General features: G+C 72.6%; 19 protein-coding genes and 1 riboswitch. Of the genes, 11 read left to right on the top strand and 8 right to left on the bottom strand.

Translation table 11 applies throughout. The features are described from left to right. Positions 1-19: 19 nt before the first annotated feature. On the bottom strand, positions 20-1,456 hold the full coding sequence (locus tag AC0VX6_RS25070) for an alpha,alpha-trehalose-phosphate synthase (UDP-forming) (protein ID WP_475466318.1): 1,437 nt from the start codon (positions 1,454-1,456) through the stop codon (positions 20-22). Between the two features lie 283 nt (positions 1,457-1,739). Beyond that, a riboswitch (SAM riboswitch) is annotated at positions 1,740-1,881 on the top strand. Between the two features lie 13 nt (positions 1,882-1,894). On the opposite strand from AC0VX6_RS25070, the gene thrC reads away from it, so the two are divergent. From thrC to AC0VX6_RS25030, 8 genes are all read left to right on the top strand, one after another. Further along, complete coding sequence (gene thrC, locus AC0VX6_RS25065) at positions 1,895-3,154, top strand: threonine synthase (RefSeq protein WP_212642613.1); 1,260 nt, start codon at positions 1,895-1,897, stop codon at positions 3,152-3,154. Positions 3,155-3,323: 169 nt separating this feature from the next. After that, a complete protein-coding gene (locus tag AC0VX6_RS25060) occupies positions 3,324-3,602 on the top strand; it encodes a ubiquitin-like small modifier protein 1 (protein WP_212642614.1) in 279 nt (92 codons plus the stop codon). A gap of 131 nt (positions 3,603-3,733) precedes the next feature. Further along, entirely contained in the window at positions 3,734-4,216 is a 483-nt protein-coding gene (locus tag AC0VX6_RS25055) for a GNAT family N-acetyltransferase (protein WP_475466315.1), read from the top strand. Between the two features lie 83 nt (positions 4,217-4,299). Further along, positions 4,300-4,920 (top strand): PadR family transcriptional regulator, encoded by a 621-nt coding sequence (locus AC0VX6_RS25050; RefSeq protein WP_274974944.1) that lies wholly within the window; start codon positions 4,300-4,302, stop codon positions 4,918-4,920. A gap of 174 nt (positions 4,921-5,094) precedes the next feature. Next, positions 5,095-6,066, top strand: coding sequence for an ATP-binding cassette domain-containing protein (locus tag AC0VX6_RS25045; protein WP_475466312.1), 972 nt, complete (start codon positions 5,095-5,097; stop codon positions 6,064-6,066). Further along, positions 6,063-6,890 carry an ABC transporter permease gene (locus tag AC0VX6_RS25040; protein ID WP_475466311.1) on the top strand — a complete coding sequence of 276 codons (828 nt, stop codon included), beginning with the start codon at positions 6,063-6,065 and terminating at the stop codon, positions 6,888-6,890. Before AC0VX6_RS25045 ends, AC0VX6_RS25040 begins: the two co-directional genes overlap by 4 nt. Positions 6,891-7,294: 404 nt before the next feature. Beyond that, entirely contained in the window at positions 7,295-8,926 is a 1,632-nt protein-coding gene (gene groL, locus AC0VX6_RS25035; protein ID WP_274974941.1) for a chaperonin GroEL, read from the top strand. Positions 8,927-9,156: 230 nt separating this feature from the next. Next, positions 9,157-9,768, top strand: coding sequence for a Uma2 family endonuclease (locus AC0VX6_RS25030; protein ID WP_475466310.1), 612 nt, complete (start codon positions 9,157-9,159; stop codon positions 9,766-9,768). Between the two features lie 27 nt (positions 9,769-9,795). On the opposite strand, the gene AC0VX6_RS25025 is transcribed toward AC0VX6_RS25030, so the two are convergent. The 3 genes from AC0VX6_RS25025 to AC0VX6_RS25015 all read right to left on the bottom strand — a co-directional run bounded on the left by AC0VX6_RS25025 (position 9,796) and on the right by AC0VX6_RS25015 (position 13,991). Continuing rightward, positions 9,796-11,754: an ABC transporter ATP-binding protein gene (locus AC0VX6_RS25025; protein ID WP_475466308.1), complete on the bottom strand. Its 1,959-nt coding sequence runs from the start codon at positions 11,752-11,754 to the stop codon at positions 9,796-9,798. After that, on the bottom strand, positions 11,751-13,493 hold the full coding sequence (locus AC0VX6_RS25020; protein ID WP_475466306.1) for an ABC transporter transmembrane domain-containing protein: 1,743 nt from the start codon (positions 13,491-13,493) through the stop codon (positions 11,751-11,753). The genes AC0VX6_RS25025 and AC0VX6_RS25020 overlap by 4 nt, the downstream gene beginning before the upstream one ends. Before the next feature lie 75 nt (positions 13,494-13,568). Then, positions 13,569-13,991 carry an NUDIX hydrolase gene (locus AC0VX6_RS25015; RefSeq protein WP_475466305.1) on the bottom strand — a complete coding sequence of 141 codons (423 nt, stop codon included), beginning with the start codon at positions 13,989-13,991 and terminating at the stop codon, positions 13,569-13,571. A gap of 166 nt (positions 13,992-14,157) precedes the next feature. On the opposite strand from AC0VX6_RS25015, the gene AC0VX6_RS25010 reads away from it, so the two are divergent. After that, complete coding sequence (locus tag AC0VX6_RS25010; RefSeq protein ID WP_475466304.1) at positions 14,158-15,471, top strand: glycoside hydrolase family 6 protein; 1,314 nt, start codon at positions 14,158-14,160, stop codon at positions 15,469-15,471. Between the two features lie 130 nt (positions 15,472-15,601). After that, positions 15,602-16,654, top strand: a complete 1,053-nt coding sequence (locus tag AC0VX6_RS25005; protein ID WP_475466303.1) for a zeta toxin family protein — start codon at positions 15,602-15,604, stop codon at positions 16,652-16,654. A gap of 41 nt (positions 16,655-16,695) precedes the next feature. Here AC0VX6_RS25005 and AC0VX6_RS25000 read toward each other — a convergent pair whose 3' ends face one another. Next, positions 16,696-17,697 (bottom strand): R2-like ligand-binding oxidase, encoded by a 1,002-nt coding sequence (locus AC0VX6_RS25000; RefSeq protein WP_274974935.1) that lies wholly within the window; start codon positions 17,695-17,697, stop codon positions 16,696-16,698. 204 nt (positions 17,698-17,901) lie between these two features. Here AC0VX6_RS25000 and AC0VX6_RS24995 point away from each other — a divergent pair, with 204 nt between their 5' ends. Continuing rightward, a complete protein-coding gene (locus AC0VX6_RS24995) occupies positions 17,902-18,138 on the top strand; it encodes a hypothetical protein (protein WP_013155191.1) in 237 nt (78 codons plus the stop codon). A 73-nt stretch (positions 18,139-18,211) separates the two neighbouring features. Here AC0VX6_RS24995 and AC0VX6_RS24990 read toward each other — a convergent pair whose 3' ends face one another. The 3 genes from AC0VX6_RS24990 to AC0VX6_RS24980 all read right to left on the bottom strand — a co-directional run bounded on the left by AC0VX6_RS24990 (position 18,212) and on the right by AC0VX6_RS24980 (position 21,185). Then, a complete protein-coding gene (locus AC0VX6_RS24990; protein WP_475466302.1) occupies positions 18,212-19,858 on the bottom strand; it encodes a DNA repair helicase XPB in 1,647 nt (548 codons plus the stop codon). A gap of 169 nt (positions 19,859-20,027) precedes the next feature. Beyond that, a complete protein-coding gene (locus AC0VX6_RS24985; RefSeq protein ID WP_368045805.1) occupies positions 20,028-20,291 on the bottom strand; it encodes a hypothetical protein in 264 nt (87 codons plus the stop codon). A gap of 426 nt (positions 20,292-20,717) precedes the next feature. Then, on the bottom strand, positions 20,718-21,185 hold the full coding sequence (locus AC0VX6_RS24980; protein WP_475466300.1) for a CD225/dispanin family protein: 468 nt from the start codon (positions 21,183-21,185) through the stop codon (positions 20,718-20,720). Between the last annotated feature and the right edge of the window lie 108 nt (positions 21,186-21,293).

Genomic DNA, 21,293 nt, shown 5'->3' with positions numbered 1-21,293 from the left:
ACGCCCCCGCCCTGCGGGCTCAGCCCAGCGAGCGCAGCTGGTCCTGGAACCACCGGCGCGGCGGCAGCGCCACCGCCGCCTCGGCCAGTCGCTCCCTGCGCCTGCGCCGCTCCTCAGCGGGCATCGACAGCGCCTCGTGCAGCGCCTCCGCCGTCTCCACGGTGTCGTAGGGGTTGACCAGCAGCGCGTGCCCGCCCAGCTCGTCGGCCGCCCCCGCCTCGTGCGACAGCACCAGCACCGAGTCCCGCTCCGACAGGACCGGGCCCTCCTTGGCGACCAGGTTCATGCCGTCCCGGATCGGGTTGACCAGCAGCACGTCGGCCATCTGGAACGAGGCCAGCGAACGCGGGTAGTCGTCGTTGACCTCCAGGATCAGCGGCGTCCACTCCGGGGTCGCGAACTCCTCGTTGATCTCCTTGGCGGTCCGCAGCACCGCGTCGGTGTACTCCCGGTACTCCGGCACGTCGCCCCGGCTCGGGTAGGCGAACGCCAGGTGGGTCACCCGCCCCCGCCACTCCGGGCGGGCGGTCAGCAGCTCGCGGTAGGCCTCCAGGCCCCGCACGATGTTCTTGGACAGCTCGGTGCGGTCCACCCGCACGATCAGCCTCGTGTCGCCGACCGCGTCCCTCAGGGTGCTCCGGCGCGAGGCCACGGCCGGGTCGGCGGCGCTCTGGCGCAGCCCCTCCTCGTCCGCGCCCAGGGCGTGCACGCCCACCCCGACCACCCGGCCGCCGTGCTCCACGGTGCGCCGCTCGAAGTCGACCTTCGCGCGCAGGATCTCCTCGCAGCAGCGCAGGAAGGCCTCCGCCCAGCGCGGGCTCAGGAAGCCCAGCCGGTCCGCGCCCAGCATGCCCTCCAGCAGCTCGCGCGCGACCTGCCCGGGCAGCATCCGGAAGTACTCCGGGGGAGCCCACGGGGTGTGCGAGAAGTGGGCGATGCGCAGGTCGGGGCGGCGCGCGCGCAGGATCCGCGGCACCAGCGCCAGGTGGTAGTCCTGCACGGCGACGCGGGCGCCCTCGGCGGCGCCCGCCACCAGGGCCTCGGCGAACGCGTTGTTGTAGGCGGTGTAGTCCTCCCACGTCCGCCGGAAGTGCGAGCCGAAGGACGGCTTGTTGGGGGTGTCGTACAGCATGTGCTGCACGAACCACAGGGTCGAGTTGGCCACTCCGGTGTAGGCGCCGTCGAAGGTCTGCCGGGGGATGTCCAGCATGTGGACCCGCATGCCGTCCAGGTCGTGGGCCTGGTCCAGCCGGGCCTGCGGCGCCTCCGCGGCGGCCCGCCGGTCGGCGTCGGACAGGGCGGCGCACACCCAGATGCTGTCGATCTCGGTGGCGACCGAGATCATTCCCGACACCAGTCCGCCCCCGCCGCGCCGGTGCTCCAGCGAGCCGTCGTCGGCGGTCGAGAAGGACACGGGTCCTCTGTTGGAGGCGATGAGGATCTGTGCCTTGTCCACGTGGTGGTCCTCTCGGAGAAAAAGCGGTCGGGGCGGGGCGGTGGTGAAAGGGGGTCGCACCTTATGTCTCGCCTGTCGACAGCCGCCCCAAACCCCGCGCGGGTCAGCGGGGGTGCGCGTCACACGGCCGCCGCGCCGGGGGCGCGCCCCACCGGCCCGGACCAGCGCCGTCTCACCATGTGAGCCGTTTCGTGTTACCCGGGTCACCAGGCGTGGAAAACCGGTCGGCACCTCCGTTACAGTTGCGGTGCGGATCCGACAGGACCAGCACAAAACTTCATATTGCTCATCCAGAGGGGTGGAGGGACCGGCCCTGCGAAGCCCCGGCAACCATTCCAGCACGTGACACCCGCGAACCCGCGGGACGGCTGGGACAGGTGCCAACTCCGGCCTGGGGACAAGGTGTCCGCCAGGAAAGATGAGGGGAGACGCCTCGCCATGGCGATTGCCGCCACCGAACCCACCGCCGCCCGCTCCTTCGGCCCCGGCACCGCGCTCTCCTGTCGCGAGTGCGGCGAGCGCTACGAACTCACCCCCCGGTTCGCCTGCGAGTTCTGCTTCGGCCCCCTTGAGGTCGCCTACGACTTCGGGACCGTCACCCGCGCCGACATCGAGAGCGGCCCCAAGAGCATCTGGCGCTACCGCTCCCTCCTGCCCGTCCCGGCCAACGTCGCCGAGCTGCCCAACATGGCCCCCGGCCTGACCCCGCTGGTGCGCGCCGACCGCCTCGCCGCCGAGCTGGGCCTGGACTCCCTGCACGTCAAGGACGACTCCGGCAACCCCACGCACTCCTTCAAGGACCGCGTGGTCGCCATCGCCGTCGAGGCCGCCCGCACCTTCGGGTTCACCACCCTGTCCTGCTCCTCCACCGGAAACCTGGCCGGAGCCGTCGGCGCGGCCGCCGCGCGCGCCGGGTTCGAGTCCTGCGTGTTCATCCCCGCCGGGCTGGAGGAGGCCAAGGTCGTCATGGCCGCCGTCTACGGCGGCAAGGTCGTGGCCATCGACGGCAACTACGACGACGTCAACCGCTTCTGTTCCGAGCTCATCGGCGACCCGGTGGGCGAGGGCTGGGGCTTCGTCAACGTCAACCTGCGCCCCTACTACGGCGAGGGCTCCAAGACGCTGGCCTACGAGATCGCCGAACAGCTCGGCTGGCGCCTGCCCGAGCAGATCGTCGTCCCGATCGCCTCCGGCTCCCAGCTCACCAAGATCGACAAGGGCTTCCAGGAACTGGTCAAGCTCGGCCTGGTCGAGGACCGCCCGTACCGGATCTTCGGCGCCCAGGCCACGGGCTGCTCCCCGGTCGCGCAGGCCTGGGACAAGGGCATCGACGTCATCCAGCCGGTCAAGCCCGACACCATCGCCAAGTCGCTGGCCATCGGCAACCCGGCCGACGGGCCCTACGTGCTGGACATCGCCAAGCGCACGGGCGGATCGGTGGAGCACGTGGGCGACGACGAGATCGTCGACTCCATCAAGCTCCTCGCCCGCACCGAGGGCATCTTCGCCGAGACCGCGGGCGGCGTCACCACCGGCGTGCTGCGCAAGCTCGTCCGCGAGGGCAGGCTCGACCCCAAGGCCGAGACGGTCGTGCTCAACACCGGCGACGGGCTCAAGACCCTGAACGCCGTCGACGCCGGGGTGAGCGCCACGATCAAGCCGTCGCTGAGCGCCTTCACCGACGCCGGTCTGGCCTAGCCAGCGTCCTTCGGGGCCTCCGCTTCGCTTCGGCCCGTGTTCGGGCGCCCGGAGAACGGGAATCGGGTTGAAGGAGCGCAGTGGTGTCTCCGGCGGAGCCCCTCAGGCAACAGGATTCGGGTCCTGCTGCCCCGACCACCCGTCATCTCCCACGAGAAGGAAGTCCGCCATGAGCGCCAGCGTCCGCGTGCCCACCATCCTGCGCACCTACACCAACGACGCCTCCGAGGTCACCGCCGAGGGCGCCACCCTGGCCGAGGTCATCGACGACCTGGAGGCCAACTACCCCGGCATCCGCGCCCGCATCCTGGACGACGGCGGCAAGGTGCGCCGCTTCGTCAACGTCTACATCGGCGACGAGGACGTGCGCTTCGAGAAGGGCCTCCAGACCGAGGTCGCCGACGGCGCCCAGGTCTCCATCATCCCGGCGGTCGCCGGGGGCTGCTGAGCCCCGCCGTGAGGGGCGGCCGCGGCGCGACAGGGCGCCGGGCCGCCCCTTCGCCGTCCTCCGCGACCCGCGTGGCAGGGCGCTCCGGAAAACCCGGTGCGCCCGTGACCGCCGCTCCCTAGCCTGGGCGTATGGGCATCGAGATCCGGCTGTTCCGGGAGTCCGACAGGGAAGCGGTCATCGCTCTGGCACTGCGCGCGTGGGAACCGGTGCACGCCTCGCTGCGCCGGGTCCTGGGCGAGGAGGTCTACCCGGCCCTGGTCCCGGACTGGCGGCGCAGCCAGTACGACGAGGTGGCCGGGAGCGTCGACTCCGGGGACCAGCGCGTGTGGGTCGCCGAGGCCGACGGAGCGGTCGCGGGCTTCGCCACCGCCAGGATGCTGCCCGAGGACGACATGGGGGAGATCCACCTGCTCGCCGTCGACCCCGACCACCAGGGGCGGGGCGTGGGGACGGCGCTGACCGGGGCCGCCACCGACTGGATCCGCGAGCAGGGCGCGATGGTGGCCATGGTCGAGACGGGCGGCGACGACGGGCACGCCCCGGCCCGCGCCACCTACGAGCGCGCCGGCTACACCGCGCTGCCCGTCGTGCGGTACTTCCGCAAGCTGTGATGCCGAGCGGCCCGTCCCGGCCCGCCGCACCGCCCCGTTCCTGCTCGTAGGCTGGAGGGGATTCCGGTCGAACGAGGGTGGAGATGTCGGCGACGCGGCTGTTGGTCCTGGGTGTGGTGCGCATGGAGGGGCAGGCCCACGGGTACCGGGTGGGCCGTCAGCTCCTGGACTGGGGCACGGAGCACTGGGCCAACATCAAGTGGGGCTCCATCTACCACGCCCTGCGCAAGCTCTCCCAAGAGGGCAGGCTGCGCGAGTTCGTCGCCGAGGGGGACGAGGTGGTCGACCGCGTCTCCTACGCGATCACCGAGGAGGGCGAGGCCGAACTCCACCGCCTCATCCGCCGGGGGCTGTCCCACAGGGGGGACCCCGCGATGCTCTTCGCGGCGGTCACCCTCATGCCCGCCCTGCCGCGCGCGGAGGTCGTCGCGCTGCTGGAACAGCGCCTGGAGCTGCTGGAGAGGACCGACGAGGATCTGCGGCCCTCCGAGGGCTGGGGCGAGCCCGCGCACGTGCGCGAACTCTTCGTCCTGTGGCGGGGCACGATCGGGGCCGAGGCCCGCTGGACGCGTGAACTCGCCGCCTCCCTGCGGGCCGGGGAGTACACCATGGCCGACGACGGCCCCGATGCTTTCGGGCTGCCCCCAAGGCCTGGGGCCTTCGGCCCGCCCCCGGCGTCGGGGACGGTCGCCCGCGACCGCTGACCCGGCGGCCCGTCCGCTCCCGTCGGCTCCGCAGCCTCGGCTCTCCCCGCCCGTGCGGGCCTCTGTCGCCGGGGCCGCCTTACCGGGGGCGCGGGCCAGGTTCTTATTAAACTTTGAATATCTCGTCCGGTGGTGCACACTCTCTCTCGTACTCAAGTTTTAATAAGGAGAGGGATGATCCACACACGTGGGCTGACCCGGGACTTCCGGGTCGGCAAGGAGGTCGTCCAGGCCGTCCGCGGCGTCGACATCGACGTCGCCGAGGGCGAGCTGGTCGCCCTGCTCGGACCGAACGGCGCGGGGAAGTCGACCACGCTGCGCATGCTCACCACCCTGCTCGAACCCACCTCGGGCACCGCCGTGGTGGCGGGGCACGACGTCCGCACCGCGCCCGCCGAGGTGCGCCGCAGGATCGGCTTCGTCGGCCAGGGGCACGGCGCCGGAGAGGACCAGCGGGCCAGGGAGGAGCTGTACACGCAGGGGCTGCTGTACGGGCTCGACCGGCGCACCGCGCGCCGCCGCGCCGACGGGCTCCTGGACCAGTTGGAGCTGGGCGCCGCCGCCGACCGGGAGGTCACCAAGCTCTCCGGCGGACAGCGCAGGCGCCTCGACATCGCCATGGGGCTCATCCACGAGCCGGGGCTGCTGTTCCTGGACGAGCCCTCCACCGGGCTCGACCCGCACAGCCGCGCCAACCTGTGGGAGCACATCACCCGGCTGCGCGACCGGACGGGGACCACGGTCGTGCTCACCACCCACTACCTCGACGAGGCCGACGACATGGCCGAGCGGGTCCTGGTGATCGACCACGGTCGGGTCATCGCCGACGGCACCGCCGACGAGCTCAAGGGCAAGGTCTCCGGTGACCTGGTCACCCTCACCGTGCCGGACGCCGAACTGGCGCGCACCGCCGCCGAGGTCGCCGAACGGGTGCCCTCCGCCGGGACCGCGGAGGTGCTCGCGGAAGCGGGGCGCGACGCCGAGGTGCGCCTGCGCGTGGAACGCGGGGACACCGTGCTGCCCGAGCTGCTGCGCGGGCTGGACGCGGCAGGTGTCCCGCTGCTCTCCGTCCGGGTGCAGCGGCCCACCCTGGACGACGTGTTCCTGACCCTGACCGGACGCAGCCTGAGGGAGGAGGGCGCATGAGTTCCCACGAGGTGACCGCGACCCCGGCGGAGGAGGCCGGGACGCGGACGGCCGGGGCGACCGCGGTGCGGGAGCCGGGCCCGGTGCGCGACACCGTGACCGTCTTCGCCCGCCAGATGCGTCCGTTCCTGCACCGGCCGCTGATGCTGTTCTTCGGCATGCTGCAACCGGTGCTGTACCTGGTGCTGTTCGCGCCGCTGCTGACGGGGCTGGCCGGTGCCGAGGGGCAGGACCCGTGGCAGTGGTTCGTCCCCGGCCTGCTGGTGATGCTCGGCCTGTTCACGGCCGGGTTCGCCGGTTTCGGGCTGCTGCCGGAGATGTCCTCCGGAGCGCACGAGCGGCTGCTGGCCACCCCGGTGAGCCGGGTGTCGCTGCTGCTGGGGCGGGTCCTGCGCGACGTGGTGATGATGCTGGCGCAGATGGTGCTCATCCTCGTGCTGGTGGTGCCGCTCGGGTTCCAGGCGTCGTTGGCGGGCGCCGTCGTGGGGCTGCTCCTGCTCGCCGTCCTGGGCGCCGGGCTGGCCACGCTGTCCTACCTGGCGGCCCTGGCGGTCAAGCAGACCTACGTGTTCGCGCCCATCGTGCAGACGCTGATCATGCCGCTGATGCTGCTGTCCGGCGTGCTGCTGCCGATGGAGCTGGCGCCGCCGTGGCTGTACGCGCTCTCGCGGGCCAACCCGGTGGCCTACGTGGTGGACGCCGAACGCGCCCTGTTCGCCGGGCAGTGGGACGCCTCGGTCGCCGTCGGCTGGGCCGTGGCGGTGGTGCTGGCGGTCGCCGCGCTGGCCGGGGGGTCGCGGGCGATGCGCCGCCTCAGCTCCTGACCCGGGCGCCGCTGCCGCGGGTCGGGCCGAGGTCCGGCCGGAGCCGGGGGCGAAGCCCGGCCGGGGGCAGTGGAACAGGGCCGGAGCCGCGCGCCGGGAGAGGTCGGAACCGGTGCGCGGCTCCGTCCGCTCAGCGCGGAAAACCCGCATGTCATGCGGTGTTTGTGCAGGTAGATGGGGAAATGCCGGGACGGGAAATCGTGACCACATCGTTTGCACTCGCCGGGGGCGAGTGCTAAAAAGGGAACTGGTTAGCACTCGCCTTCACTGAGTGCTAACCGGATCGAGGCTGCGAGATCGCGGCTCCCGGCAGCAGGGTTGCCGGGAGGTTCCGCGGTCGTCCGTCGCGGGCGCATGCCTCGTCCCATCGCGTATCAGCCCGGTCACGGGAGGACAAGAACTCAATGGCAGCCAAACTGATCGCGTTCGACGAGGAGGCCCGTCGCGGCCTCGAGCGCGGCATGAACCAGCTCGCTGACGCCGTCAAGGTCACGCTCGGCCCCAAGGGCCGCAACGTCGTCCTGGAGAAGAAGTGGGGCGCCCCCACGATCACCAACGACGGTGTCTCCATCGCCAAGGAGATCGAGCTCGAGGACCCGTGGGAGAAGATCGGGGCCGAGCTGGTCAAGGAGGTCGCCAAGAAGACCGACGACGTCGCGGGTGACGGCACCACCACCGCCACCGTGCTCGCCCAGGCGCTCGTTCGCGAGGGCCTGCGCAACGTCGCCGCCGGCGCCAACCCGATCAGCCTCAAGCGCGGCATCGAGTCCGCCGTCGCGCGCATCAACGAGGAGCTCGGCAACCTCTCCAAGGACATCGAGACCAAGGAGCAGATCGCCTCCACCGCCTCGATCTCCGCCGGCGACCCCCAGATCGGCGAGACCATCGCCGAGGCCATGGACAAGGTCGGCAAGGAAGGCGTCATCACGGTCGAGGAGGGCCAGACCTTCGGGCTGGAGCTCGAGCTCGCCGAGGGCATGCGCTTCGACAAGGGCTACATCTCGCCCTACTTCGCCACCGACCTGGAGCGCATGGAGACGGTCCTCGAGGACCCCTACATCCTCATCGTCAACTCCAAGATCTCGAACAACAACGAGTTCCTGCCGGTCGTCGAGAAGGTCCTCCAGGCCGGCCGCCCGCTGGTCGTCATCGCCGAGGACCTGGAGGGCGGCGCCCTCCAGACGCTGGTCGTCAACAAGATCCGCGGCACCTTCAAGTCCGTCGCCGTCAAGGCCCCGGGCTTCGGTGACCGCCGCAAGGCCCAGCTCGGCGACATCGCCGTGCTGACCGGCGGCCAGGTCATCACCGAGGAGGTCGGCCTCAAGCTGGAGAGCACCGAGCTCGACATGCTCGGCCGCGCCCGCAAGATCGTCGTCACCAAGGACGAGACCACCATCGTGGACGGCGCCGGTGACGCCACCGCGATCGCCGGTCGCGTGAACGAGATCCGCAACGAGATCGAGCGCACCGACTCCGACTACGACCGCGAGAAGCTCCAGGAGCGTCTCGCCCGCCTGGCCGGCGGCGTGGCCGTCATCAAGGCCGGTGCCGCCACCGAGGTGGAGCTCAAGGAGCGCAAGCACCGCATCGAGGACGCCGTCCGCAACGCCAAGGCCGCGGTCGAGGAGGGCATCCTGCCCGGCGGCGGTGTCGCCCTGCTCCAGGCCAGCGTCCCGGCCTTCGAGAAGCTGGAGCTGGAGGGCGACGAGGCCATCGGCGCCGACATCGTGCGCCGCGCCATCGCCGAGCCGCTCAAGCAGATCGCGATCAACGCCGGCCTCGAGGGCGGCGTCGTGGCGGAGAAGGTCAAGAACCTGGAGCCCGGGTTCGGCCTGAACGCCGCCACCGGCGAGTACACCGACCTGTTCAAGGACGGCGTCATCGACCCGACCAAGGTCACCCGCTCGGCTCTGCAGAACGCGGCTTCCATCGCCGGTCTGTTCCTGACCACCGAGGCCGTCATCGCCGAGAAGCCGGAGAAGGCCGCCGCTCCCGCCGGCGACCCGACCGGTGGCATGGGCGGCATGGACTTCTAACAGGTCCGTGAGACCTCGGGCCCCCGGGCCCGCAGGTGTCTGAGGTCCGGATACGCGACCTCGCCCGCGACGACCGGGCGGCCCCTTCGGGGGTCGCCCGGTTTCGCCTTTTCCGGGCGAAACAGGCGCGGGCGGCACTGTCGTTCGCGGAAAGCCGGGGCTATTCTGCGAAGTGTCGGGCGGACGGGAACACGGAGCGTTACAGTTCCTGTTCGGAGGTGCAAAGCGAAATGAGTCTGGCTATGACGGAAGCCGACCCGGTGGTGGGCTTGTCTCGATGGGACTACTTGCTGAACACCTGGCAAGAGTTGGACGTGCCCGACGGTTGGCGGGCCGAGATCATCGATGACAACGGAGTCGTACTCGTGGCCCCCCCGTCTATGCCCCACAACATCATCGCGTCCTGGGTGCACCGGGCACTGCTTCTGGCCCTCCCCGACGGCTGGCACATCTTCCAGACGCTGGGGCTCCAGTTGCCGATGGTCGAGAGGCTGTACATGCCGGACCTGGTCGTCATGCCGGTGTCGGCCGCAAAGCAGGCGCGGATCCCCTGTCCAGCGGACGAGGCGGAGCTGGTGGTCGAGATCGTGTCCAAGAGCAGCAGGGACACCGACCGCAAGAAGAAGCTGTGGGGCTACGCGCACGGCCCGGTTCCGCTCTACCTGCTGATCGACGCCTGGGACGAGACAGGGCCGTCGGTCACCCTCTACGAACAGCCGAGCGACGGCCGCTACAACCACGCCACCACCGTGAACTTCGGGGCCGGGATTCGGTTGCCGAAGCCTTTCGACATCGAACTCGACACGTCCGAGTTTCCCGGCCCCGACCAGTGGCCGTCCTGAGGACGTGGGCGGCGGCCTGAGGGTTTTTCAGCCCGCGCCGTGCCAGGCCCGCCACAGGTCGGCGTAGGAGCCGCCGCGGGCCAGCAGCTCGTCGTGGCTGCCCAGCTCGCTGATCCGGCCGTCCTCCACCACCGCGATCCGGTCGGCGTCGTGCGCGGTGTGCAGCCGGTGCGCGATGGCCACCACCGTGCGCCCCGACAGCACCCCCGCCAGCGAGCGTTCCAGGTGGCGGGCCGAACGCGGGTCCATCAGGGACGTGGCCTCGTCCAGCACCAGCACGTCCGGGTCGGCCAGCACCACGCGGGCCAGGGCCAGCTGCTGCACGTGCGCCGGGTCCATGGAGGCGTCGCCCGACCCCACCCGCGTGCCCAGCCCCTCCGGCAGTGCGCGCACCCACGGCTCGGCGTCCACGGCGGCCAGCGCCTCCCACAGACGCTCCTCGTCCACCTCGGCCGCGCCCTCGGGCCGGTCCAGCGCCAGCGCCAGGTTCTCGGCGATCGTCCCCCGGAACATGTGGCTCTCCTGGCTCAGCAGGATCGCCCGCGCGCGCCGTTCCTCGGGGGGCAGGTCCGACACCGGCGCCCCGCTCACGCGGACGCCGCCCGAGGTGGGCGGGTGCACGCCCGCGATGAGCTTGCCCAGGGTCGACTTGCCCGCGCCGCTCGGGCCCACCACGGCCAGGCGTTCGCCGGGCGCCAGCACCAGGTCGACGCCGTGCAGGACCTCGGTGTCGGTGTAGCCGAAGCGCACGTCCTCCACCCGCACCTCACCGGGCCGGGCGGTCCCGGCAGCGTCCGCGGCGGAGTGCGCCTGCCCGTCCGGTTCCCCGGCCAGCTCCACGCCCAGCAGCCTGCGCATGCTCGTGAAGCCCATCATCAGGCTGTCCACCTGGTCCAGCAGCTGGTCCAGGGGCCGCCCCATCTGCCTGCTGAGGAAGACCGCGGTGGCGATCCCGCCCAGGCTCAGCGCGCCGTCCGCGTACAGCAGACCCCCCACCAGGAAGGTCAGCGCGATCGGGAACATGTACCCGAACTCCAGCGGCGGGTACCAGACGCAGCGCAGCCACAGCGTGTACCGCTCCGCCGCGTAGGCCCGGCCCACCTTCCGCTCGTTGAGCGCGATCCGCCGGGCCTGCCGTCCCAGCGACTCGATGGTGTGCGCGCCCTCCACGGTGTCGGTCACGCTCTGGGTCAGTTCCGAGTAGGTGCCCAGCTCGCGCACGTACCCGTCCGGGGCCCTGCGCGCGTACCAGCGCGTGGACACCCACAGCACGGGCACCGACGGCAGCCACGCCAGCAGCAGGAGCGGGTGCAGGACGGCGAGCGCCGTGGTGACGACCACCAGGGTCACCGTGCTCACCGCCATCACCGGCACCGAGACGCGCACGGTGTGGCTCAGGTGGCCGATGTCGCGGCCCGTGCGCGCCACCAGGTCGCCCGTGCCCGCCCGCTCCACCACGCCCATCGGGAGCCGGAGCACCGCGCGCACGAACTCCTCGCGCAGTTCGGCCAGCACGCTCTCGCCGAACCGGATCGAGGCCGCCACGGACGCCAGGGTGAACCCGGCGTGCAGCACCAGCGCCACGACGATGAGTCCGGCGAGCACGTCGACGCGCGAGGCCGCCTGCTCCGACGTCCCGGACGGCGCCCCCTCCGCGCGCACGGTGTCGATGATCAGGCCCAGGATCCAGGGCGAGGCCAGCGCCATGAGCGCGGCCGTCCCGTACAGGAGCACGACGACGGCGAGCAGCCGTCCGTGCTCGCGCCCGGCCCGGCGCAGCCGCCCCCACACGGCCTCGACCGGTGCGATCGGCAGCCCCGCCGCGTGGTGCTCCGCGGGATCGGCGGGCGTGGCGGGATCGGTCGGCGCTCCGGGCACGTGGGCCGCCCCGGCCGCCCCGGACACCCGGGGCGTGTCGCGCACTCCGGACGCCTCGGACGCCCGCGGCGGGCCGAGTGTGTCGGCGTTGTCGGCGGCCCGGGTCATGGCTTCCCCTCCGTGGGAACGGCGCGCAGGACGGTGGCGGCGTAGCCCGGGCAGTCGGCGAGGAGGGCGCGGTGGGTCCCTTCGGCCGTGAGGCGGCCTTCCTCGACGAACTGCACGCGGTCGGTGTGGTCGAGCAGCAGGGGACTGGTGGTGACCAGACCGGTCGTGCTCCCCGCCCGCTCGGCGGGCAGCCCGGCGGCGATCGCGGCCTCGGAGTGGGCGTCCACGGCGGAGGCGGGCTCCACCAGGACCAGGATCTCCGGCTCCAGGGCCAGGGCGCGGGCCAGGCGCAGGCGCTGCTGCTGGCCGCCGGAGTACTCGCGGCCGCGTTCGGTGAGCAGTGCGTCCAGCCCGGCGGCGGACTGGCGCACCACGTCGTCGGCGTGCGCGGTGCGCACGACCTCGGCCAGGCGTTCGTCGGAGATCCCCCGCTCCGGGGACAGTTCGCCGCGCAGGGTTCCGGAGAACAGGTGCGCGTCGTTGGTGGCCACCAGGACGCGGCGGCGCACCAGTGACCGGGGCAGGTCGCGCAGGCGCACGGTCCGGCCGGTGTCCGTCTCGATCAGCGCGGCGTGCGCGCCCTCCTCGTCCCGGTAGCGCCCCAGGCGTTCGGCGATGGCGGTGGCGTCGGAGGGGTCGGCGCAGACCACGCCGGTGGTGCGGTGCGCGGCGAGGGTCACCCCGCTGCCCGGGTCGTGCAGGTCGCAGGGGCCGCTCGGTTCCGGCTCGGGGCGCTCGGGGTCGGGGTGGTCGTGCTCCAGGTTCAGCACGCGCACCACGCGCCCCGCGGCCACCCGGGCCGAGACGTACATGGACAGGGAGCGCATCAGGTGGCGCACCGCCGCGGAGAGCGTGCCGGTGTAGCCGTAGAACGCGACGAGCTGGCCGACGCTGATCTCCCCGGTCAGGCCCAGGCGCGCGCCGTACCAGACGATGCCGACCAGGAGCAGGCCCGGGAGGAGTTCGCGCACGGCGTTGAGGGCGGCGTCCACCCAGCCCACGCGCATGGCGGCGGAGCGGACCCGCTGGGAGGCGGCCCGGTAGCGGTGGTCCACGGTGCGCTCGCCGCCCACGCCCCGGAGCACGCGCAGGCCCGCGACCAGGTCGGTGGCCAGGGTGGTGAGTTCGGCCTGCCGGTCGCGCTGGTGCTCCTGGCGGCGGGAGAACAGGTTCAGCAGCGGGACCATCCCCGCCATGATGAGCGGGACCGACACCAGGACGATGGCGCCGAAGGTGACGTGCGAGGTGAGCATGAAGGCGCTGACCGCGGCCACCGTCACGAAGGCGGCCAGGAGCTGGCCCACCGTCTCGTAGAAGTCGCCGACGCGGTTGATGTCCTCGGTGCCCACGGCCACCACCTCGCCGGAGGGCAGCCGCCGGGTGAGGGTGGGGCCCATGCGCACGGAGTGGTTGGTGACCACCTGGATCGTGCGGTAGGCGGACGCGTACCAGTTGAAGCACTCGGCCCGGTGGGAAATGGGGACGAGTGCGACGGCGGTCGCGATGAGCGCGCTGAGGACGCCGAACCATCCCATAAGGGCGCCCAGGTCGCCGCGGGTGATTCCGGAGTCGAGGGCGGCGCCGAGCGCGGCGGAGATGAACACGCCGGTGAGCATGAAGGCGCCCGTGGTGGTCCCGGCCCACAGCAGTGGGCGGCGCTCCTTCCGGGCGAGCCACCACAGGAACCGATCGGCCGAACGGCGTTCGGGAACGCCGGCGGGCTGGGGAAGTGTCCGCACAGTATCCGGACTGTAACCAGGGGGGAGGGGCGCGGGCCACTCATTTTCCCGCGGCGGGGAGGGGCCGGGCGCGGGTCAGTCGACGGTGCCCTCGGCGTGGAGGAGTTCGATGAGGCGGCGCACCGCCGGGGCGCAGCGCCGGCGGTCGGCGAAGCCGATCCACGCGAGTTCGGCGATCTCGTTGTCCGCCGAGATCTCGCCGTCGTACTCGGCGGTGTGGCACGACAGGCGGACGCGGGTGCCCGGGCCCTGGCCGTGGGCGGCCTCGTCGATCACCGCGATCCGGCGGACCGTGTCCGGCCGCAGCACCACGCTGACCTCCTCCAGCGCCTCGCGGGCCACCGCGGCCTCGTCGCTCTCCCCGGGCTCGCGCTTGCCGCCGGGCAGGTAGAACAGGTCCACCCCGTCGGTGCGCGCGCACAGCAGGCGCCCCTCGCGGACGTGGACCCAGGCCAGGGCGTCGATGACGACGGGGGAGGAGGGCGGGGTAGGTGACATGTGACCACCCTATGTCAGGGCGTGGTTGTCACCTTTGGGAAACACAGTTGTTACCCCCCTGGGGGCGAGGGGCCCCGCCGGGTACTGTGACTTTTTGGGAGCGCTCCCATGCGCGCAGTAACGGGGAAGCAGGGAAACCGGGGAACACCACACCGAAGGAAGGCTCATGTCCCGCACACGCATAGCCGTCGGAGCAGCAGTGAGCTCCGTCTCGGCCCTGGCCCTGGGAGCGGCGCTGCTCGCCACGGCGCCCGCCTCGGCCGCCGGGTCCGAGTTCTACGTCAACCCCGACACGTCGGCGGCCGTATGGGTCGAGGAGAACCCGAACGACCCCCGGGCCGACGTCATCCGCGACCGCATCGCCTCGGTCGCCCAGGCCACCTGGTTCACCCAGTACAACCCCGACGAGGTCCGCGGCGACGTGGACGCTGTGGTCAGCGCCGCCGACGCCCAGGGGCAGACCCCCATCCTGGTGGTCTACAACATCCCCGGCCGCGACTGCGGCAACCACAGCGGCGGCGGGGCGCCCAGCCACGACGCCTACCGCGCCTGGGTCGACGAGGTCGCCGCGGGTCTGGAGGGCCGGTCCGCCACCATCGTCCTGGAGCCCGACGCCCTGCCGCTGGTGAGCGCTTGCAGCGACCCGTCCCAGCTCCTGGACTCCATGGCCTACGCGGGCAAGGCGCTCATGGGGGGCTCCTCCGAGGCCAGGGTCTACTTCGACATCGGCAACTCGGCCTGGCTCGGCCCCCAGGAGGCCGCCGACCTGCTCAACGGCGCGGACGTCGCGAACAGCGCGCACGGCGTCGCCACCAACACCTCCAACTACAACTGGACCCACGACGAGGTCGCCTTCGCCGAGGCCGTCATCGCGGCGACGGGCGTGTCCGGGCTCGGCGCCGTGATCGACACCAGCCGCAACGGCAACGGCCCCGCGCCCCAGAACGAGTGGTGCGACCCGCCGGGGCGGATGATCGGCCGCCCCAGCACCACCGACACCGGCAACCCGCTGATCGACGCCTTCATCTGGACCAAGCTGCCCGGTGAGGCCGACGGCTGCATCGCCCCCGCGGGGCAGTTCGTGCCCCAGGCCGCCTACGACATGGCGGTGAACGCCCCCGACCACCCCACCGACCCGGGCGAGCCGACCGACCCCGAGGAGCCCACCGACCCGCCCGCGGGCGAGGGCTGCACGGCCGACTACCGGGTCGTCAGCGAGTGGGGCAACGGGTTCCAGGCGGCGGTGACGGTCACCGCCGAGGACTCCCTCAGCGGCTGGACCGTGACGTGGACCTACGCCGACGGGCAGCGGTTCACCCAGGGCTGGAACGCCGAGTTCTCCAGCAGCGGGTCGCGGGTCACCGCCTCCGACATCGGCTGGAACGGCACGCTCGGCGCCGGCGGCAGCACCGAGTTCGGGTTCACCGGGACCCACGGCGGTAGCAACAGCACGCCCGAGGTGACGTGCTCCGCGGCCTGACCGCGCTGACGGGGCGGGACGCGGCGCGTCCCGCCCCGTCCTCCTGGCCGCCTCCGGCCAACCGCGCCGAACCCCGTACCCCGGGGCCGGGGAAGCACTAGCATCCCCGGTGGGTGAAGGGCGGACACGGATGACGATTCCACAGGTGGGCGAGCGGACCCTGGTGGAGGACAGCGCCTGCGGCGGGTTCCCCGCGCAGGAGGCCGGTCCCCGGCAGGCCCGCGAACGGGCCTACAACCTCTACAGCGCGGCCGTCGGCGCCTGCCTGAGCAGGACCGGGCTCCGGGAGCGCGCAGCCGAACTCCTCGCGCGGGAGGCCCGGCTGCCCTTCCTCGACGACGGGGAGGTCGCCCGGATCAACCGCGAGCTCCCGCAAACCGTCGCCGAACTGCGGGCCGAGCCGGTCCGCGTCCGCGACGGCGCGACCCCCGGGGAGCCGGGCCCCGTCCTGGCCGGGGCCGACCTGGAGGCCCTGTTCGACCTCGCGCTCCGCGACCGGCTCACCGGACCGGCCCGCGAGCGGCCCCGGCTCCTGCTCCTGGGCGGCCAGCCCGGCTCGGGCAAGTCCACCCTCCAGCGCCTGGTCCTGCCGTTCCTGCCCGAGGGCACCGTCAGCTACGACGGCGACGACCTGCTGCGCCTGGCGCCCGACTACGAGTGGGCGATGGCCGCCGACGACCGCGCCGCCTCCTCGTCCCTGGCCCGGCAGGTCGGCGGCCTGCACGGGCTGGCCATGGCGCACCTGCGCGCGGGCCGTGTGGACGTCGTGTGCAGCCACCCCCTCGGCCGCGCCGACTGGGCCGCGTCCTGGGTGGAGGGGTTCCGCGAAGCCGGTTACCGGGTCGAGGTCGCCCTCGTGGCCACCCACAGCTCCAACAGCCGCTTCGCGATCGCCGACCGGTACGCCCGGGCCCGCGCTGACCAGGGTTTCGGCAGGTGGATGCCCGAACTCCACCATGACCGTTTCTATCTGGGCCTTCCCAACACGGTGGAGTTCCTGGAGACCCACCGGCTGGCGGACTCGCTCTACGTCCTCTCCCGCGACGGCGACGTGCTCTACGCCAACCACCGGGATGAGGACGACTGGCGGACCGAACCGTTCGGGCGCGTCGCACTGGAGGCCGAACGCGGGCGCCGGGAGCTGTGGCGCGCGTCCGGGCGCGCCCCGCGCAGCGCCGTCTGAGGGGCCCGGCGGGCTGCCGTCCGGGCGCGCCCGGCGGGTCCTCAGCCCCGGGCCGCCAGCCTCCGCACGGCCTCCCGGTCCTCCTCGCCGAACCGCTCCTCCAGCTCCTCGGGCGCGGCGTCCAGGTCGATCCGCGACACGGGCGCCCCGCGCGCGGACTCGATCGCGCCGAGGCGGCGCAGCGCGCGGTCGCCCGCGTAGCGGACCAGTTCGCCCGGCGGCAGTTCGTGGCGGCGGGTCGCCGGGTCGCCCGGGGGCTCCTCGCCGTGTTCCACCGTGGACGTCACGTGCGGCAGCAGATCGTCCAGCCGCTCGCGCACCACGTCCCAGTTGGCGTCGTCGGCCGCGACGTGGCGGCGGCACGTGAAGGTGCCCCACGCCATGTGGCGCCGCTCGTCGTCGCCGATCCCGCGCACGATCCGGCGCATCCCAGGGAAGACGTCGTGCACCGTGCACAGGTGGTTCCAGGCGTAGTACCCGGTCAGCGCCAGCGAGCCCTCGATGACGTGGTTGTAGGTCACCGAGGCGCGCACCTGGTTGCGCGGGCTCGGGTCCTCCAGCAGCGCCTCCAGGGATCCGGGCAGCTCCTCGTAGAACAGCGTCCGGTAGCCCGGGTTGTCGTCCACGTACCCGTGCAGGTCCTCGTGGACCCCGAGCGCGTCCAGCCACAGCCGGAACGCCTGGACGTGCCTGGCCTCCTCGAACGCGAACTGGGTCAGGTACATCTCGTCGCCCAGCCGCCCCTCCGCGGCCATGGCCCGCAGGAAGGGCTGGATGTCCTCCGTGACCGCCTCCTCGCCCGCCACGAAGAACGCGCACAGCCGCAGGATCCGCTCCCGGGCCCCCTCGCCCAGCCCCTCCCAGTCCTCGGCGTCCCGGCTCAGGTCGATGTCGGCCGGGTTCCAGAACCGGGCGTTGCCCTTGGCGAACAGCTTGAGCGGGAGGGAGTCCCAGTTCAGGCCGCCGCCCCGGAGCGAGTGGAAGCCGCTGCGGCGCCCCGCGGGAGCGGACGGGGGCGGTGCGGGGGTCGGGGAGACGGGCACGGGGAGGACCTCCTGGCCGCTGGGGGGAACTGCTGTGCCCTCATGATTGGACACGGGAGGCGTTCGTGTAAAGAGCGATCGGGGTGTGCGGCGCCAGAACCGAATCCGACTCTGCGGATGTGCGACCGCGGCCGTTGACGGCGCGCCCCCGCCGAAACGGTACGGTCGGGGAGTACCGACCGCACCGAACGATCGGGGAACGACGTGTTCTGTGGTGATCCCGGCACATCCGGCTACACCGCGTGCGCCGCCCAGACCCAGCTCTTCGCGTTGGCCTCCGCCATCCCCGCCCTGCTCGGCATGGCGCTCCTCGTGGCGGCCTTCACCGCCCCCTCCGTGCGGGGCGACCGGCTCCTGCGCACCCGCACCCTGAGCTACTCCCTGGTGGCCTGGGGGATCGCCGCGGGCACCTACGTCATGGGCGGTCTGCCGTCCTTCTGAGCCGACGGGGCCCCGCGGGCGGCCCCAGGGCGCACGCGCCCCGCCGGGCCGCGCCCGGGACCGCCCGCCCCGGTCAGATCTCCTCGCCCGACAGCAGGTCGCCCGCGTCGGTGATCCGGTAGGCGTACCCCTGCTCGGCCAGGAAGCGCTGCCGGTGCGCGGCGTAGTCCTGGTCCAGGGTGTCGCGCGCCACCACCGCGTAGAAGCGGGCGGCGCGGCCGTCGGACTTGGGGCGCAGCACCCGGCCGAGCCGCTGGGCCTCCTCCTGCCGCGAGCCGAAGGACCCCGACACCTGCACCGCGACACCGGCCTCGGGCAGGTCGATGGAGAAGTTCGCGACCTTCGACACCACCAGCGTCCGCAGGTCCCCGGAGCGGAAGGCGTCGAAGAGGCGCTCGCGCTCCTTGTTGCGGGTCTCGCCCTTGATCACCGGCGCGCCCAGCGACGCGCCGAGCTCGTCCAACTGGTCGATGTAGGAGCCGATGACCAGCACCTGCTCCTCGGGGTGGCGCTCCACGATCTCCCGGACCACGGAGTTCTTGGTCTCGGAGGAGGCGCAGAACCGGTAGCGGTCCTCGGGCTCGGCGGTCGCGTACGCCAGCCGCTCGGCCTCCGACAGGTCCACCCGGACCTCGACGCAGTCCGCGGGGGCGATCCACCCCTGGTTCTCCATGTCCTTCCACGGCGCGTCGTAGCGCTTGGGGCCGATCAGCGAGAACACGTCGCCCTCGCGGCCGTCCTCGCGCACCAGGGTCGCGGTCAGGCCCAGCCGGCGCCGGGCCTGGAGGTCGGCGGTCATCCGGAAGATCGGTGCGGGCAGCAGGTGCACCTCGTCGTAGACGACCAGGCCCCAGTCGCGGGCGTCGAACAGCTCCAGGTGCGTGTACACGCCCTTGCGCCTGGCCGCCATGACCTGGTAGGTGGCGATGGTGACGGGGCGGATCTCCTTGCGGGTGCCCGAGTACTCGCCGATCTCGTCCTCGGTCAGCGAGGTGCGCCGCAGCAGCTCGGTCTTCCACTGGTGCACCGACACCGTGTTCGTCACCAGGATGAGCGTGGTCGCCCCGGTCATGGCCATCGCCGCAGCGCCGACCACGGTCTTGCCCGCGCCGCACGGCAGGACCACCACGCCGGACCCGCCCGCGTGGAAGCTCTCCGCGGCCTCCTTCTGGTAGCCGCGCAGCTCCCAGCCGTCCTGGGCGAGGTCGATCCGGTGCGCCTCGCCGTCCACGTACCCGGCCAGGTCCTCGGCGGGCCACCCGATCTTGAGCAGCGCCTGCTTGAGGTTGCCGCGCTCGCTCGGGTGCACGGCGACCGAGTCCTCGCCCAGCCGCTCGCCCAGCATTCCCTTGAGCTTCTTGGCGCGGACGACCTCCTCCAGCACGGCGCGGTCGGAGGACTCCAGGACCAGTCCGTGCCGCGGGTCGCCCACGATCCGCAGCCGCCCGTAGCGGTCCATCGTCTCGGCGATGTCCACCAGAAGCGAGTGCGGCACCGGGAACTTGGAGAACCGGATCAGCGCGTCCACGACCTGCTCGGCGTCGTGTCCGGCGGCACGGGAGTTCCACAGGGCCAGCGGTGTGATCCGGTAGGTGTGCACGTGCTCGGGCGCGCGTTCGAGTTCGGCGAAGGGGGCGATGGCCCGGCGGCACTCGCCGGCCAGCTCGTGGTCGACCTCCAGCAGGAGCGTCTTGTCGGACTGGACGATCAGGCAGGACAACACGGACCTTCAATCTCGCGGAGCGGGGGCGGCCACAGGTGCAACGCATCCGGGCCTCCGATCATGCCCGGGGCCCGCGCCCCCGTCCTCCCGGGCCGTCCGGGCCGGGACGGCGGTCACGGGCCGGGCGAACAGCGGGGAGAGGGGGAGGGGGTCGGCCTGGCTCCGGTCAGGAGGCGAACAGGAGCATCACCATGGCCAGGACGACGACCGGGACGAGGAACAGGACGAACAGCGCGAAGAAGGCGAAGTTGCAGGTCCAGGTGTACCGGATGTACCGCTCCACCCGTTCGGGGTCGGGGAGCCTGCGCAGCGTCGCGATGCCGAACCAGACCCCGGGCACGTTCACCGCCAGCAGGAAGAACCAGAAGCCCAGGTACATCATCAGGATCGACGCCGCCGCGCTGAGGACGGCCACCACCAGCGCGGCCACGGCTCCGCCCACGCGGGCGGGAGGGGCCGCCGGAGGAACCGTCCCGGGGGGAACCATTCCGGAGGGCGCCGCCGGAGGCGAGGCGCTTCCCAGCAGGGAACCCGTGGCGTGTCCGCCCGGACCGGACGGCCCCGGTGCGCCCGGAGCACCGACCGGTCCCGCCGGCCCCGGCGAACCCGGTCCCCCGGGCAGCCGGAACGGCGCCGAGGACGCCGGGCGCCCCGGGCCGCCCCCGTGCGCGGACCCCGGTGTGTAGCCGTGCTTCCTCTCCCAGAAGGCCTTCGGGCCGCCTCCGCCGTTCATCACCGTTCGTCCCCCTCCCCCTGCCTGCCGGACCCGCCTCGTGCCGCTCCCGGCGCCGTCGCCGCCGGTCGCCCACGTTCCGTGCAGACGCGGTGCCCGGTGGCCCCGTCCGCCAAACACGGCTCAGTAGTTGGTGACCGGGACGATCCCCTGGATCCAGGAGCCCGCCTGGGTGAACATCACCAGCGTCAGCACCAGCATCACGAAGAGCATCACCCCGGCCGCGCCCAGGCAGTACCAGGAGTAGCGCGTGAGCGTCTCGGCCTGGACCGCGCGCCCCCGGTCGCGGGCGTGGGCGGCCCGCACCGCGAAGACGATCCCGGCGATGCCGAACAGCCAGTTCATGCAGCACAGGAAGGTCAGGGCGTGCAGGATCAGCGCCATCGTCGAACTGCTGGCCCCGATCGCCGTCCGGCGTGCGTCGGGTCCGTCGCGCTCGTCGTCGCGGTCCTCGCGGTCGTCGCGGCGGTCGCTCCCGACCCCGCGCCCCCCGCCGCGCTCGGGGGTGCGGGCCCTGCGGCGCTCGCGGTCGTCGTCGCGTCCGTGCTCACGGGGGGACGATGCCCCGGGGGGCAGCGATGCGTTGCTCATGGGGGTTCTCTCGCTGTCGGTGGGTCGACCAACTCGGTTCCAGACTAGCCCTCCGCCTCCGGGCCGATCATGAGGAACCCGGGTGCGCCCCCGACGCCGTCGCCGTCC

The organism is Nocardiopsis sp. iso_25, assembly GCF_056173305.1.
The sequence above is the reverse complement of the archived record's forward strand: the minus strand, read 5'-3'. Positions and strand labels throughout refer to the sequence as shown.